General features: G+C 41.9%; 13 protein-coding genes. 8 read left to right on the plus strand and 5 right to left on the minus strand.

The genetic code is table 11. The annotated features are described in order from the left end of the window. Positions 1–117: 117 nt before the first annotated feature. From dapA to V7K53_RS09890, 3 genes are all read left to right on the plus strand, one after another. Entirely contained in the window at positions 118–1,002 is an 885-nt protein-coding gene (dapA, locus tag V7K53_RS09880) for a 4-hydroxy-tetrahydrodipicolinate synthase (RefSeq protein ID WP_335190903.1), read from the plus strand. A gap of 281 nt (positions 1,003–1,283) precedes the next feature. Further along, positions 1,284–3,056: a ribonuclease J gene (locus tag V7K53_RS09885; protein WP_335190905.1), complete on the plus strand. Its 1,773-nt coding sequence runs from the start codon at positions 1,284–1,286 to the stop codon at positions 3,054–3,056. Between the two features lie 144 nt (positions 3,057–3,200). Continuing rightward, complete coding sequence (locus V7K53_RS09890; RefSeq protein WP_335197343.1) at positions 3,201–3,761, plus strand: Uma2 family endonuclease; 561 nt, start codon at positions 3,201–3,203, stop codon at positions 3,759–3,761. A 283-nt stretch (positions 3,762–4,044) separates the two neighbouring features. On the opposite strand, the gene V7K53_RS09895 is transcribed toward V7K53_RS09890, so the two are convergent. After that, entirely contained in the window at positions 4,045–4,659 is a 615-nt protein-coding gene (locus V7K53_RS09895) for a hypothetical protein (RefSeq protein ID WP_335197345.1), read from the minus strand. Between the two features lie 520 nt (positions 4,660–5,179). Here V7K53_RS09895 and V7K53_RS09900 point away from each other — a divergent pair. Next, the gene (locus V7K53_RS09900) at positions 5,180–5,557 is read left to right on the plus strand and encodes a Mo-dependent nitrogenase C-terminal domain-containing protein (RefSeq protein ID WP_335190911.1); all 378 of its coding nucleotides are present in this window, start codon (positions 5,180–5,182) and stop codon (positions 5,555–5,557) included. Between the two features lie 110 nt (positions 5,558–5,667). On the opposite strand, the gene V7K53_RS09905 is transcribed toward V7K53_RS09900, so the two are convergent. After that, the gene (locus tag V7K53_RS09905; protein ID WP_335197347.1) at positions 5,668–7,524 is read right to left on the minus strand and encodes a caspase family protein; all 1,857 of its coding nucleotides are present in this window, start codon (positions 7,522–7,524) and stop codon (positions 5,668–5,670) included. Between the two features lie 202 nt (positions 7,525–7,726). Between V7K53_RS09905 and V7K53_RS09910 the strand changes: the two genes are divergently transcribed. The 3 genes from V7K53_RS09910 (at position 7,727) to V7K53_RS09920 (ending at position 9,489) form a co-directional block, all read left to right on the plus strand. Beyond that, the gene (locus V7K53_RS09910) at positions 7,727–8,218 is read left to right on the plus strand and encodes a hypothetical protein (RefSeq protein ID WP_094348614.1); all 492 of its coding nucleotides are present in this window, start codon (positions 7,727–7,729) and stop codon (positions 8,216–8,218) included. Between the two features lie 196 nt (positions 8,219–8,414). Then, positions 8,415–8,588: a 50S ribosomal protein L32 gene (gene rpmF, locus V7K53_RS09915; RefSeq protein ID WP_094328804.1), complete on the plus strand. Its 174-nt coding sequence runs from the start codon at positions 8,415–8,417 to the stop codon at positions 8,586–8,588. 295 nt (positions 8,589–8,883) lie between these two features. Continuing rightward, positions 8,884–9,489 (plus strand): sulfite oxidase-like oxidoreductase, encoded by a 606-nt coding sequence (locus V7K53_RS09920; RefSeq protein WP_335197348.1) that lies wholly within the window; start codon positions 8,884–8,886, stop codon positions 9,487–9,489. A 69-nt stretch (positions 9,490–9,558) separates the two neighbouring features. Here V7K53_RS09920 and V7K53_RS09925 read toward each other — a convergent pair whose 3' ends face one another. The 3 genes from V7K53_RS09925 to V7K53_RS09935 all read right to left on the minus strand — a co-directional run bounded on the left by V7K53_RS09925 (position 9,559) and on the right by V7K53_RS09935 (position 12,881). Further along, positions 9,559–10,941 carry an aldehyde dehydrogenase gene (locus tag V7K53_RS09925; protein WP_335197349.1) on the minus strand — a complete coding sequence of 461 codons (1,383 nt, stop codon included), beginning with the start codon at positions 10,939–10,941 and terminating at the stop codon, positions 9,559–9,561. A gap of 190 nt (positions 10,942–11,131) precedes the next feature. After that, positions 11,132–12,271: a hybrid sensor histidine kinase/response regulator gene (locus tag V7K53_RS09930; RefSeq protein WP_335197350.1), complete on the minus strand. Its 1,140-nt coding sequence runs from the start codon at positions 12,269–12,271 to the stop codon at positions 11,132–11,134. A gap of 379 nt (positions 12,272–12,650) precedes the next feature. Continuing rightward, positions 12,651–12,881, minus strand: coding sequence for a hypothetical protein (locus V7K53_RS09935; protein ID WP_335197351.1), 231 nt, complete (start codon positions 12,879–12,881; stop codon positions 12,651–12,653). A 370-nt stretch (positions 12,882–13,251) separates the two neighbouring features. Here V7K53_RS09935 and V7K53_RS09940 point away from each other — a divergent pair, with 370 nt between their 5' ends. Then, entirely contained in the window at positions 13,252–13,725 is a 474-nt protein-coding gene (locus tag V7K53_RS09940; RefSeq protein WP_335197352.1) for a hypothetical protein, read from the plus strand. Positions 13,726–13,730 lie beyond the last annotated feature (5 nt).

Here is a 13,730-nt window from a genome sequence, read left to right on the forward strand (position 1 = left end):
AGTGACAAAGGACTAATGACAAAGTAAAAATGACACTTGAAAGCAATTTGCAGATAGGTTATTACAATAGAGAACCACCAAGATATAAAAACATGGGTAATCAGGAGTGAAAAAAGGGTGGGAGATTTTGGCAATGTTTTAACCGCTATGATTACGCCATTTAAAGCAGATGGTAGTGTCAACTATGATGTAGCGGCAGAACTGGCGGCGCATCTAGCTAACAACGGTACAGATACATTGGTGATGTGCGGCACAACCGGAGAATCACCGACGCTAAGTTGGGATGAAGAATACCAGTTGTTTGTCGAGGTATTGCAGTCCGTGGCTGGAAAAGCCAAGGTAATCGCGGGTTGTGGATCGAATTCCACCAAAGAAGCGATCGCAGCCACCCAAAAAGCGTCTAAAATAGGAGTACATGGTTCCTTACAAGTTGTTCCTTATTACAACAAACCGCCGCAAGCGGGATTGGAAGCGCACTTTAAGGCAATAGCACAAGCCTGTCCCGACTTACCGTTGTTGTTATATAATGTTCCCGGTCGTACCGGACAAAACCTTCAGCCAGAAACAGTTGCCCGGTTAGCTGAGGTTAGCAATATTGTTGGGATTAAAGAATCCACTGGTAATATAGATCAGGCAAGCGAAATTCGTCGCTTGACACCAAAAGAATTCCACATTTATTCTGGTGATGATTACATGACTTTGCCCTTGTTAGCGATCGGGGCAAAGGGTGTGGTAAGTGTGGCTTCTCATCTGGTAGGAAACCAACTACAGCAGATGATTCAAGCTTTTAGGGCGGGAAAAGTTGAGGTAGCAAGCGACATTCATCTCCAACTATTTCCGTTGTTTAAAGCTTTATTTCTCACTTCAAATCCCATTCCAGTGAAAAAAGCACTGCAACTTCAAGGTTGGGAGGTTGGTTCAACTCGTCCGCCCCTATGTGAAGCTGATTTAGAACTCAGTCAAAAATTAGAAGCGGTTCTGAAAGAACTTAGTTTAATTTAACCACCAACTTATTTAAATGCTGGTAGTCTCCTCCTTGTCAAAGATACATATAAACAACGATCATAATTGTTCATAAGTTGCAATTTAAAAACCTGTGCTAGGACTGATAGATATACTATGAATCCTTGAGTTTTACAGTTGATTTTATTAAATAAAAAATTGAAATCTTCAATTAAAACTTGATTGCTTTGGGACTGGCTTAAGAGACAGATGATGTTGTCTTAAATACAAGTTCGTTAACTATCAACTTAATTAACCACAAGTAACAATCTAAGGAGAAAATGGCTAAAAACGAAGCTAATAATTCCGCCTTGAAAATTATTCCTTTGGGCGGTTTACATGAAATTGGTAAAAATACCTGTCTTTTTGAGTATGACGATGAAATTATCCTGTTAGATGCAGGATTGGCTTTTCCCACAGAGGCGATGCATGGGGTAAATATTGTTTTACCAGATACGACCTATCTGCGGGAAAATCGCCACAAAATTAAAGGGATGATCGTTACTCATGGTCATGAAGACCATATCGGCGGAATTGCCTTTCATCTCAAGCAATTTGATATCCCGGTGATTTATGGGCCCAGACTAGCAATGGCAATGCTAGAGGGTAAATTAGAAGAAGCAGGAGTCCGCGATCGCACAGAAATTAGAACAGTTCTACCACGTGATGTAGTGCGGATTGGCAAAAACTTTTTAGTTGAATATATCCGTAATACCCACTCCATTGCTGATAGTTTTACTGTTGCCATTCATACTCCCCTGGGTGTTGTCATTCACACAGGGGATTTTAAAATTGACCATACCCCAGTGGATGGTGAAAAGTTTGACTTGCAACGCCTAGCAGAACATGGAGAAAAAGGCGTTCTTTGTTTACTAAGTGATTCCACTAACGCGGAAGTGCCAGGATTTACGCCTTCAGAACGTTCAGTTTATCCCAATCTGGAGCGAGTATTTAGTCAAGCACCTGGGCGATTATTTGTCACTACCTTTGCTTCTAGCGTCCATCGCATCAACATGATTTTGGATATTGCGAAGAAACAGAATCGTGTAGTGACAGTTGTCGGGCGTTCCATGCTGAACTTGATTGCTCATGCTCGCAATTTAGGTTACATCAAGTGTGAAGATAATCTGCTGCAACCATTGCACGCCGTCCGAAATCTACCCGATGAAAGAGTACTGATTTTAACTACAGGCTCTCAGGGTGAATTGATGGCAGCCATGACCCGCATTGCTAACAAAGAACATCCTCACATTAAAATCCGCCAAGGAGATACGGTAGTCTTCTCTGCTAACCCAATTCCCGGAAATACGATCGCTGTAGTAAACACCATTGATAAGTTGATGATTCAAGGTGCAAAAGTGGTCTATGGACGAGATAAAGGAATTCACGTCTCCGGTCACGGCTGTCAGGAAGAACAAAAGCTGATGATTGCCTTAACTCGACCCAAATTCTTTGTGCCATTTCACGGCGAACATCGGATGCTAGTGAAGCACGCAGAAACGGCTCAGAGTATGGGCATTCCCGCAGAAAATATGATCATTATTCAGAATGGTGATATTGTCGAACTGACTGAAGATGCGATTCGCGTCGCTGGTAAAGTGCCATCTGGTATCGAATTGGTGGATACTACTAGTTCGGGTATGGTAAGCGCCAAAGTGTTGCAAGAACGGCAACGTATGGCCTCAGAAGGGATTATCACGATCGCAGCTGCCATTGATTGGAATGGTAAACTGTTAGCAAAACCAGAAACTCACCTCCGGGGTGTAGTTACAAGTGTAGAGCGATCGCTGTTACAAACCTGGGTAAAACAACGCATTGAAGAAATTCTCGCTGTGCGCTGGACAGAATTTGCTCCTGAGCAAGGTGAAGCAGCAGATATAGACTGGGGTGGATTGCAAGGAACTTTAGAACGAGAATTGCAACGTTCCATCCGTCGGGAATTGCAATGTCAGCCATCTGTGACTTTGTTGATGCAAATCCCTGATGAGCCACCTGTGAAAGTTGCTGACGGGAGAAGACGGCGGACTCGAACTGCTGCTCAGGTAGCATCATAGGCTAAGATCGCAATTTAACGTAGAAGCGCAAAGACGCAGATTTTTTATGAACGTCTTTGCGCTTTTATGTAAGATATGGTCTCTTATCATGGGTACAGAAGCCGAGCGGTTTGTATTTGCCTATAGTTATTGGAGGCGATCGCTATGACTAAAACACCAATAAAAATTAGTACTCTTGAGGAATACATCAATTTTGATGATGGTACAGACAAGCGTTATGAACTTGAGGATGGGGTGCTGCTAGAAATGCCTCCTGGTACTGGCAAACATGAGGCGATTATCACCTTACTGTTAGTTCGCTTTTTTTTAGAAATTCAAAAAATGGGACTGCCTTTACAACCGCGCCCTAACGGTACAGAGGTGCTGACCAATAAACAACTTAGAAGACCTGATATTTGTGTAATTACCAATGAACAGGCAAAAAGTATTGAGACTACCTCGGCTATCCTCAAAACTGCTTCACCCCTCTTAGTTGAAGTGGTAAGCCCTGAATCTATTGACCGAGACTATAACCAAAAAACCTCTGAGTATGCAGCTATGGGTGTGGTCGAGTATTGGATTGTTGACCCCCTGGAAAATAAAGTAACTGTGTGTTTACTAAATCAGAGCAGTTACAAGCAAACTGTGTTTATTGAAGACCAACGGATTGTTTCTCAAACGTTTTCAGAATTGACCCTGACAGCCCAGCAGGTGTTTTCAGCTTAAGATTGTTTGGTTCCTTTGCGTGAAATAAAAAAAATACTGATTGCGTTCGTCGTTCGCGTTAGCGTCTCTGAAGGAGAAGACGTTGCCGAAGGCATCGCCTAAATCTTGCAATATTCAACACGGCATAGGGAGCTAACTTGTTAGGTTGCTGACCAATACTTGTCGGGTTTTGGGGGAAAGGGAAAGGGTTTGAATTTACCTTTACCCTTTCCCCTTTTACCTTTCCCCCAAACCAAAAGAGAGATTGTTGGGTTTATCCGAAAAGTATTGGGTTGCTGTCGCCTCAAGCAACTGCAACCAATATCTCCTCATTTTTCTCGGCTGCTGAAAGATACAAATTTCTCCATCGCTCGAAGTCTTCAAAACACCATTCATTTCTTGCAAACAGTTTTTCAGGATCGATCTGTCGAAAAATGCTGGCCCCTTCACTGACTAGCTCACGAGAAATAAGTCCCAAAGACTCCTCTGTTGATAACAGAGTTGGAGCAAAGGTTTGATCTCCGAACATGAGTTTTTCAACAATCTCATCAGCATTCGCAACCTTTCTTCTCGATAGCTCCTGCGACAAACGTTTCTCGATTTCAGCAGATGTTTTTTCTAGTAATGCTGTTCTATCTTCAATCCCTGGATAGGCTTGACGAGTAAGCTTTAACTCAGACCGCAATTCAGCAATTACCCAATCTGCTTCTAGTTCAGATCCAAAAATCTCGTGGTGTGTTTCGATAAAATCTTCAAGGATTTCATTATTCTCTTCAGGATCAATCTCAAAAAAGCGGAAAATACCGCAGCCATAGGGGAAAAGATAAACGACAAGGATGCTGAGTGCCTTTTCACGTTGAAGGCGTGCGTACAGGGTACTGCCAGGAGGAATTGCGCTGTAGAGTACGGAAACACCCATAAGCAAGCTCATCTGAATTTTAACGCTTCAGACTATATCATTCTCAAATCGCACTGCCAACCTAAGTTTAGTGAAATGCAATCGATTCTAGTCGATCAAAAATCGCTACTTCTACCGTATTCAGCAAGCGATGAACAAGACACACTTACGTGAGAAAGTGGGAACACGGAGAGGAAAAAAGCCTTCTAGGATATTACTGATGTTTATACTTAGCAAAAATACTTTCAAAAAGACCTTATATTAAGTTCTGTAAATGTTACACTAAAACCTATCCAATGATGGATGTCTTTATTAAAATTTAAACTGTGTCAAGTTATGAACAAGATCGTAATATTACACTACCGATCCCCAGAAATTTGCGATTAACTTGACGTAGTAATAAATTAGGTTCTGACTTAAGTGGCTAATCAGGTATTACATTATATCGCAGTCAGAACGCGATTTTTCCGGGAAAGTTCGTTGCCACGTTGTATATATTCATCAAAAAGGTGAATAGCCTCAATAACACAGAGGGTTAACCATGAAGGTATTCGACAATACCACAAAAAAGATTTTTCTGGCTAGCTGGGTATCAATCAATCAAGCAGAGACTACTGACCATAAATTAACCCAGCTAAACCATTCTCCTTCCAAGCCTCACTGGGATATTCTCCAACCCCTACGGCAGCGAGTAGAAAACATTCAAGTCCGCGATCGCCAACTAGCTCACCGTTTGTGCAAACTGATTCCATCTCAGTGCCCCTTTGAGCGCGATGTCAAATTATTTGGCAAGACCTTGTTTCACATCCCGCCCATGTGCAAGCTCAACCCCTTATATGAAGAAGTGGTTGGTTTACGTTTCCGAGCGTTGTGCTATCTAGCCGACGACTGTGGCGAAGATGTATCGCAGTACTGCTAATACTGAGATATGAAGGCTGAGGAAAAAGTTAGGAGTTAGGAGTAAGAGGTCGGGGATCAATAATATAACTCCTAATTCCTAACTTCTAACCATTTTTTATTATTTTTTTACTATTTCTTTTGCCATTTTTGGATGGCATCTTGAGCATCTTCATAAGCGCCTGTCTCCTCTGGCACTAAAGCTGCGGTGGCAATTGCGGCTTTACGTTCTCCTTCGGCAGCGCGGCGCTTTGCCAGGTCTAAAATTTTCTCACTCCATTTATTGATCGATTTTTGGGCAGTATCGAAGCCTGGTTGACCTGCCGGCACTTTCTTGGCAACTTCGATCGCCCGATTGTAGGTAGATGCCTGTTCGGGCTTAATTAAGGCATTCGCTGCATCTAAAAGAGTTTTGTTACTCACATACTGCTTACCCTCTAAGCGCCACAGGTTAATTGCTGCTTGTGCCTTCGCGTAGGGGGCTTCATCTTTGGTGATTAATCGAGCCGCAGCAATAGCGCTGGCATACTGTCTTTGTTTAGCACGACCTTCTGCTAAATCTAAAATCATCTGGCTCCAAATCTTAATATTCTCCTGAGCTTGTTCGTACAGTGGTTCGCCAGGTTGAATTTTTCGGGCTGTAGCGATCGCCATGCTCAAATCGCTCGCCTGAGTTTGTCTAAGCGACATTTTCGCCAAGTCTAATACTGCTTGATTCCGCTTTTTCGATTGGGAACTAGAGACTATTTGGGCGTTAGATTGGTTGTTAAGTCTAACTGGTTGAGTGCGAGCGCTTGGTAAATTCTCCACAACCTGGCGATCGCTAACAGTAGCATTGGGTGATGCACTTGATATTTGCTTAATTCTAAAAGTTTCTTGATTACGCAGAAAAACTACGGCGATTAAACCTGCTACCAGCAAGCTACCTCCGCCCCACAAGATAAACTGTTTCCAAAAAGGGATGCTTGGCTGATTCGCTGGCAATCGCGAGACGTAACCTTTTGAGGAATTGGGGATAAATCTTCCTCTGGTATTCACTCCCAAGGAAGTTTCCGCCATTGGCTGGGCAACTAATCTGCTACCTGACTCCTGGACTTTTTGACCCTTTGCCTGTTGGGAGGAGTTCACACTAAGTTTTCCCTGTCTGCCTGGATCTGCTGAACTTTTAGCGGAATCGTCGAGGGGAGGAGCTGCAAGGGCAATAGCAAAAGATTCTTGAGGATAAATCACCGCTTCCGGCTGAAAATCACTTTCCATTGCCAATTTTGGCAAGATTACTTGCTGCCTTGATGGGATGATAGTGGCAGGGTTTTGGATAGGACGCCAGTGATGGTGACATAACTTTGGCACAATCAGGCTGAGATAGCTTTCTAAATCTGCCAAGTTGCTGCCATTACCAGAACGCAAAGCTTCTAATAAAGCTGCTGTAAAGAATCCGTGACCTAGTTCGTTACTCTCATGGGAAAATTGCTCTGGTTGGCAAGAAAGAATTGTCGCCAGTTGTAGCTCTTGGGCTAGTTCTATTGTTTCTTCACCAACGGGAGCATCCGCTTGAGTGCCAAAAGCGCGGTTGATATCGAGTAGTAGCAATACATTTAGGTTAGCAAGTTGTAGACTTTGCATTAGCGATCGCAATTCTATGCCGGTCTCTTGCACGAGTTCCGGATTGCCCTCTGCTGGCATTAAGTAATCTTTGCCCTTGTAGTTGACTCCATAACCGCTAAAAAATAACCACAGATAGTCTTCCGGTTGCCAACTTGTTGCTGCCAAATTTTCAAGCAGCAGCAAAATATTTTCCTTCGTCGGGTAAGTCGATCTATCCCCAATCGGCGGCGAAGTATCTGTCATAACTAGACAGTGTTTGGGGAGAAAACCTGCCTCTGTCACCAAAAAATCTTCTAGTGCCTCAGCATCTGCTTGGGCACAACTTAAAGGTTGAAATAACTGATATTGATTGATACCAATCGCGATCGCCCAGTAATTTGCCATCCCGCTCTTTGTCAGTTATTGTTGTTTGCTGGTCTTAAAATTGCGGTTGGCTTTGCCAAAAAAACAAAGCTAACCTATGTCTTATAGTCTAGGTGATTCTGATTGAATCTTAAGTTAGAATGTAATTTTTATTACGTTAATTAGCCGGAAAATACCTTTACCTAATTTCAATAACAGATCATTACTAAGGAGATAGAAGGTCATGAGCAAAATTTCTGCTCACCTACCATCATCGCTCGCTCCCTTTTCAGTTATTAGCCAAATTGCCAGAAGAATCCGGATAATTCCTTTAGTAGTTTTGCTCATATCTACTGTTCCTGCGTGGTTTTTGATGGAAGCGATCGCACCGCAGCTTGTGCGAGCTTACACCGCTAGAGTCGATCTAGCTATTGACCGCCTGCCAGAAGAAAACTATGAAACCGTTCTCAGGAGAGCGGAAGCGGTCGCTAGGGCAGCTGCTCAAAGGAGCTTCGACCAAGATATCTTGGTGACAGATGTTTCCATCATTGTGTCCGTACAAAATTATGGCGCGATCGCACCAGTCCTGACATTAGATGTAAGTCGTCCTCAATGGCGATCGCGTCCTGATGCTCAAAATTGGGCCACTTACTTCAAAACTGCGCGATCTTTACTTTTCTTTGAAAACAACTCTAATCAAGTTCCAGCAGCTAGCGCTGTGTCAACGCCAAAATGACGGGTTGAGCTAGAAGTCCGAGCCAAAGCTTTTTTGGCTCGGTACCTTGGGGGATTTAAAGAAAGTCATTGTTGCTGTTCCCGCGTTGTGGCGTCAGTCCTAACCCAACTTACTTATTCCTGACTCAACTGTTGTCTTTGGCGTCAGTGGATGGCCTAGAATAAGAAGGTTGTCAAGAATCGCGATATCTGCTGACATGGCTGTTCCTAAGAAGAAAACTTCCAAATCAAAACGAGATAAACGTCGAGCTACCTGGAGGCATAAAGCCGTCGTTGAAGCTCAGAAAGCCCTATCTCTGGGCAAGTCAATTTTGACTGGACGTTCTACATTTGTTTATCCGGCTGCTGAAGAAGAGGAAGAAGAATCATAATTTCTCAGTCAGGAAAAGCATGAACAGCACCGATAGATTTGATTGCCAAGCTCAACAATCAAAGTTCCGATCGCTAGATAAATGCTTTTTCTTAGCTTTCCTGATTGCATTATGAATCATAACCACTCTACATAAGCTCATTAGATCGAAAAAAATTGGTAGTGAGTAATTGGAAATATCCATTACCCATTACCTATCATTCAAGAGTTGATATAAAGAGTAAAACATTTGGTGCTGTTGGCAACTCAGCAAAAAAGCTTGTAAACATCTTGAGAAAACTGATTTTTCTCTAACTATGCTAGGAAAATTTTTTCAGAAACCAGGCAAAGAAGAAGGCGATCGCGTTCCTCCTGGTCAACACTTAGCTAAAGGTTTTCCCGTATTAACTTACGGTGAAACTCCCCAAGTCAGCACTGAGGAATGGGAGTTTCGAGTTTGGGGTTTAGCAAAATCTGCTACCTTTAGTTGGTCAGACTTTATGGCGTTACCTCAACATGAATTCACAGCTGACTTCCACTGTGTAACGCGCTGGTCTAAACTTGATGTCAAATGGACTGGTATTAAAGTTACAGATTTTATGGGTCTGATTGAATTAGACCCGAAAGTAGCCCACGTTATGGAACACTGCTATGGCGGCTACACCACCAATATTTCTGTAGAAGATTTTCTACGCGAAGAAAACTTCTTTGCTTTTAAAGTCTTTGGTGAAGACCTTCCATCTGAACATGGTGGCCCGATGCGGCTAGTTGTCCCCCACCTCTACGCTTGGAAAAGTGCTAAGTGGATTAATGGTTTAGAATTTTTAGCTGCTGAAGAACTTGGTTTTTGGGAGCGCAATGGCTACCATCGCCGTGGCGAACCTTGGGCTGAGGAGCGTTACAGCAACGCTTTTGGGATTTAATAGTTAGGAGTTAGAAGTTTAGAGTTAGGAGTTAGGATTCAAAAATTCATAACTCATAACTCATAATTTCTAACCTAGAAGTTTCTTGATTAGCGGCAATTTGCCCTGATATGGAGCATATCGCCATTTTAAATCGAGCCAGAAGGAGTTTTGCAATACACTTTTCTTATGGGAAAAGGTGTCAAAGCTAGCTTTGCCGTGATAGTTGCCAATACCGCTATCTCCCACTCCACCAAATGGTAAAGACGAGACACCAACCTGCATAACTGTGTCGTTGATACAGACTCCACCAGAGGAAGTTTCCTGCAAAACTCGCTTTTGCAGGTTTTTGTCTTGAGAAAATAAGTATAACGCCAAGGGTTTGGGTCTAGAGTTAATTAAGGCGATCGCTTCTGCAATGTCAGTATATTCAATGATGGGTAAAATAGGCCCAAAGATTTCTTCCTGCATGACAGAATCTTCTAGTGAGACATTATCAATTAGTGTTGGAGCAATATAACGCTCTGAAGGTTGATTTTCTCCACCGATGACAACTTCACCGTCTTTGAGAAAACTAACCAATCTCTCAAAGTGTTTTTCACTGATAATCCGGGCATAATCAGGACTGCTTGCTGGATTCTCGCCATAAAATTCTTTTAAAGATTTTTCCAGACCATCTATTAAATCTTTTTTGATTGTTTTATTAACTAAAAGATAGTCAGGGGCGATACAAGTTTGTCCAGCATTAATAAATTTGCCCCAAGTAATTCGTCTGACAGTGTGTTCAAGATTAATGTCAGTATCTACAATACAAGGACTTTTGCCACCCAATTCTAAAGTCACTGGTGTGAGATATTTTGCTGCTGCTGCCATGATGATTTTGCCGACGGCTGTACCACCAGTAAAAAAGATATGGTCAAACTTTTCTGCAAGTAGTTTTTGACTTGCTTCCACGCCACCTTCAACCACTGCAAGATAAGCAGGATCAAAATGTTTGGCAATAATCTTAGCTATGACATCAGACGTATGAGAAGCAATTTCTGAAGGTTTGATAATTGCACAATTCCCAGCTGCGATCGCACCTATTAAAGGTGAGATAATTAACTGAAATGGATAGTTCCAAGGGCCGATAATTAAGACAACCCCTAATGGTTCTGGATAAATTTTCGCTGAGTAGGAAAAAAAATCCCAGGAAACCGCTGCTTTCTTGGGCTTACTCCAGTTTTGAAGATGTTTGATGGCGTAATCAATATCTTTAATTACGCTGATTTCTGTAAGATAAGTTTCTACTTCTGGCTTATGTAAATCCGCTTGTAATGCCTCGACTATTGACTGTTCATGCAGGGTAATTGCTTGCTTAAGATTTTTCAGTTGTTCAATGCGAAAATTTACATCTTTAGTTTTGCCCGTTTGAAAAAAATCTCGCTGAGTCTGGATAATATTGCCAATGTTAGATAATTCAGTGGTAATCATTGTTTTGTCCTATCAAAAACTATTTAATACTCATGCCATTATCTCAGCATATTTGATTCTTTAATTTTTAGCGTTTGATTTTTTAAGTGAATTTTTTACTTTAAATGATTGTAGATAATAGTAATGTTATAAATTATGAATTACCAAGATAAAAAACTCTAAAATTCATAATTTATAATTACTAGTTTTTTCATGCTTTGGTGGGAAGAAGCACAATAAATACACTACCTTTGGCCAACTCAGAATTAAGCAGAATAATACCTTGATGTGCCTCGACAATTCGACGAGCAAGGTACAATCCTAAGCCACTACCAGAACTCTTATGACTGCCTTGGCGAAATCGTTCAAATATAGTGGCTTGTTCTTCAGGGGGAATACCTGGGCCTGTATCCGCTATTTCAATTCTAATGTAGTCAACGGAATTGGATGTTGCAGATAACTGAGATTGATTACTTTTATCGAACTGGCGTTGAGAAGTAAAACGAATAGTAATAGACCCGGAGTCGGTAAATTTGATTGCATTTCCGATGAGATTGGTAAATAGACGATGCAGTTCCAAGCGATCGCCCATCACTGTGTTTGACTCTTCAGTAAAATCCAAATTTAGGGACAGTGCTTTGTCTTGGGCTAGAGGTGACAATTCTCCAGTCACTTCTTCTAGTAGTTGTCTCAGATTAACTGGTTGAAATGCCAAACTTTTGCGACCAGCTTCAAAGCGATAAACTTCCAATAAGGTATTGACCATAGTAAGCAGGTTCAGATTACTACGGGCCATGATGGCGATTACTTCCTGCATTTGCGGTGATAATGTTCCCAACGCACCTTGCTGAAATAGCATTAACATGCGATCGGCGGCTACCAAGGGAGTGCGTAAGTCGTGGGTGAGGCGGGAGACAAAATCTTCTCGCTGGCGGGCAATTTCATCACGTTCATCCATACTATGCTTCAAACGCAGGAGCGATCGCACTCGTGCCAGCAATTCATCTACTGTTACAGGTTTGCGGATAAAATCATCAGCACCCAAGTCTAATCCGTGGGCGACATTGGGCGCATCGTGGGCAGTGATCAGCAATATGGGGATATATTGCGGCAATTTCATATCTCCACGAATGTGCTTGGTAACTTCGTACCCGTCCATACCTGGCATCATTAAATCCAGCAGAACCAAGTCACAAGGAGAAGCTTTCAATTCTGCCAAGGCCGAAATACCATTTTCTGCGGTGCTAATGGTGTAACCTTCTTCTTCCAAAATAGTTTTGATCAAAAACACGTTATCAGGAGAGTCATCGACAACCAGAATTTTGTCAGAGCGAGAAGATTGTGAAGTCATATAGATGCAAGGTACGAGGTAAAAGTAAATTTTTGTAAGACTAGCTGTATTTGTAACAATTTGTCTACCAAGTTTTTTAGTAAGCCTCCCTACCTAAGAAGTATTTTTTACTATTAAATTATGGCTGGTAGAATTTTAGCTTTAGATACAGCAAATGGTTGAATGACTTATGTAGCCTTTGATGTATCGGTTTCGGTAGGGAACTGGAGATGTTGCGTAGGCGATCGCCCAAGACTAAGAGTGCCTTCTGAGTTTCTTAGGGCAACATACTTCTTATGGTAGAGTGAGCTTTCCCGTATGTAGGATAATCCCTGTTCAGCATTCTGCAAAATTTGTTTTCAAAATTAGAGCATAGAGGAAACCGTTGCCTCCTTCACAACTAGCCACTGGTGTCTGAATTGTTCTCTTTTGCTGGCTCCGGCAGAAATTTTAAAGATGTTTTAAGTAAAATCCAATCCAGATAGAATGCAAGAATATGCATTTTCAGAAAGTGGTTGAGGCGTTGGAAGTTTTCATCCCTCAGCAGCCATGCCCAGATTTTTTTCAGCAGTAGCACTAGGATAACTTCAACAGATTTCTTGAGAATCAGAGTAATTAATATTTCTAACATTGCGATCGCCTCAGTTGCTTGACTGAGTTCAATGTCGCAATTTTGTTTTGTAGTTATTTATTTGACTTGTTGTGACTTAGATTGACTTGTCTTGACATCTCATGACTTGCCGTAATTCGCTTGAAATGCAGGGTAAACTTAACTTTAAGCCGATTTTAGAATAGGTATATGTCGTTACCAAAATACTTCCTTACACAACTAGAGCAATACAGCGAATTGTCAAATAGAGAAAAGGCAGTTTTTGTGGAAATCTTTGGTAATAGCAAGAGCCGAGTCGAAAGTGACACAAGCGTTTCATGTCTCTGAGAGCAATTTAAGTAGTTGCCTTACAGGTATTTACAAGAAGTTCAGTATCAGTGGCAGGGGTCCTGTGAAGGAAACCCGCTTGCGGGAGTATCTCGAAAAGCGATATTCACAGCAGAAGCCTGTTGATATTACAAAGGATGATATTGATGCTCTAGTTCAAGAAATCCGGGAAAAGGTTAAATCCAGCATTAAACAAAAGTGTGGAACGATGCGCGTGCTGGATATGGATCGGCCTATTGAGTTAACTGGAGAGCGAGGCATCTATACTAACGTCAACATTCTGGAGAAAACCACAAAACGCAAGCGAGTGAAAATTGGGCAACTGCTACAAAAGTTTGATCGGGAGGACTTTGATCATTTTGGACTTCATGAAGCCAGTGAGAAGCGAGTACCAGGACTGCAAGCAGTACAGCATCACAATAAACTAATGGTTTTAGGTAAACCGGGCGCAGGAAAGACTACATTTTTGAAGTATTTAGCGATGCACTGCATCGAAGGGCAGTTTTTGACAAATCGAGTTCCTGTATTTATCTTATAAAGAAG

The sequence above is a fragment of the Nostoc sp. genome (assembly GCF_036917355.1).
Classification (GTDB): domain Bacteria; phylum Cyanobacteriota; class Cyanobacteriia; order Cyanobacteriales; family Nostocaceae; genus Nostoc.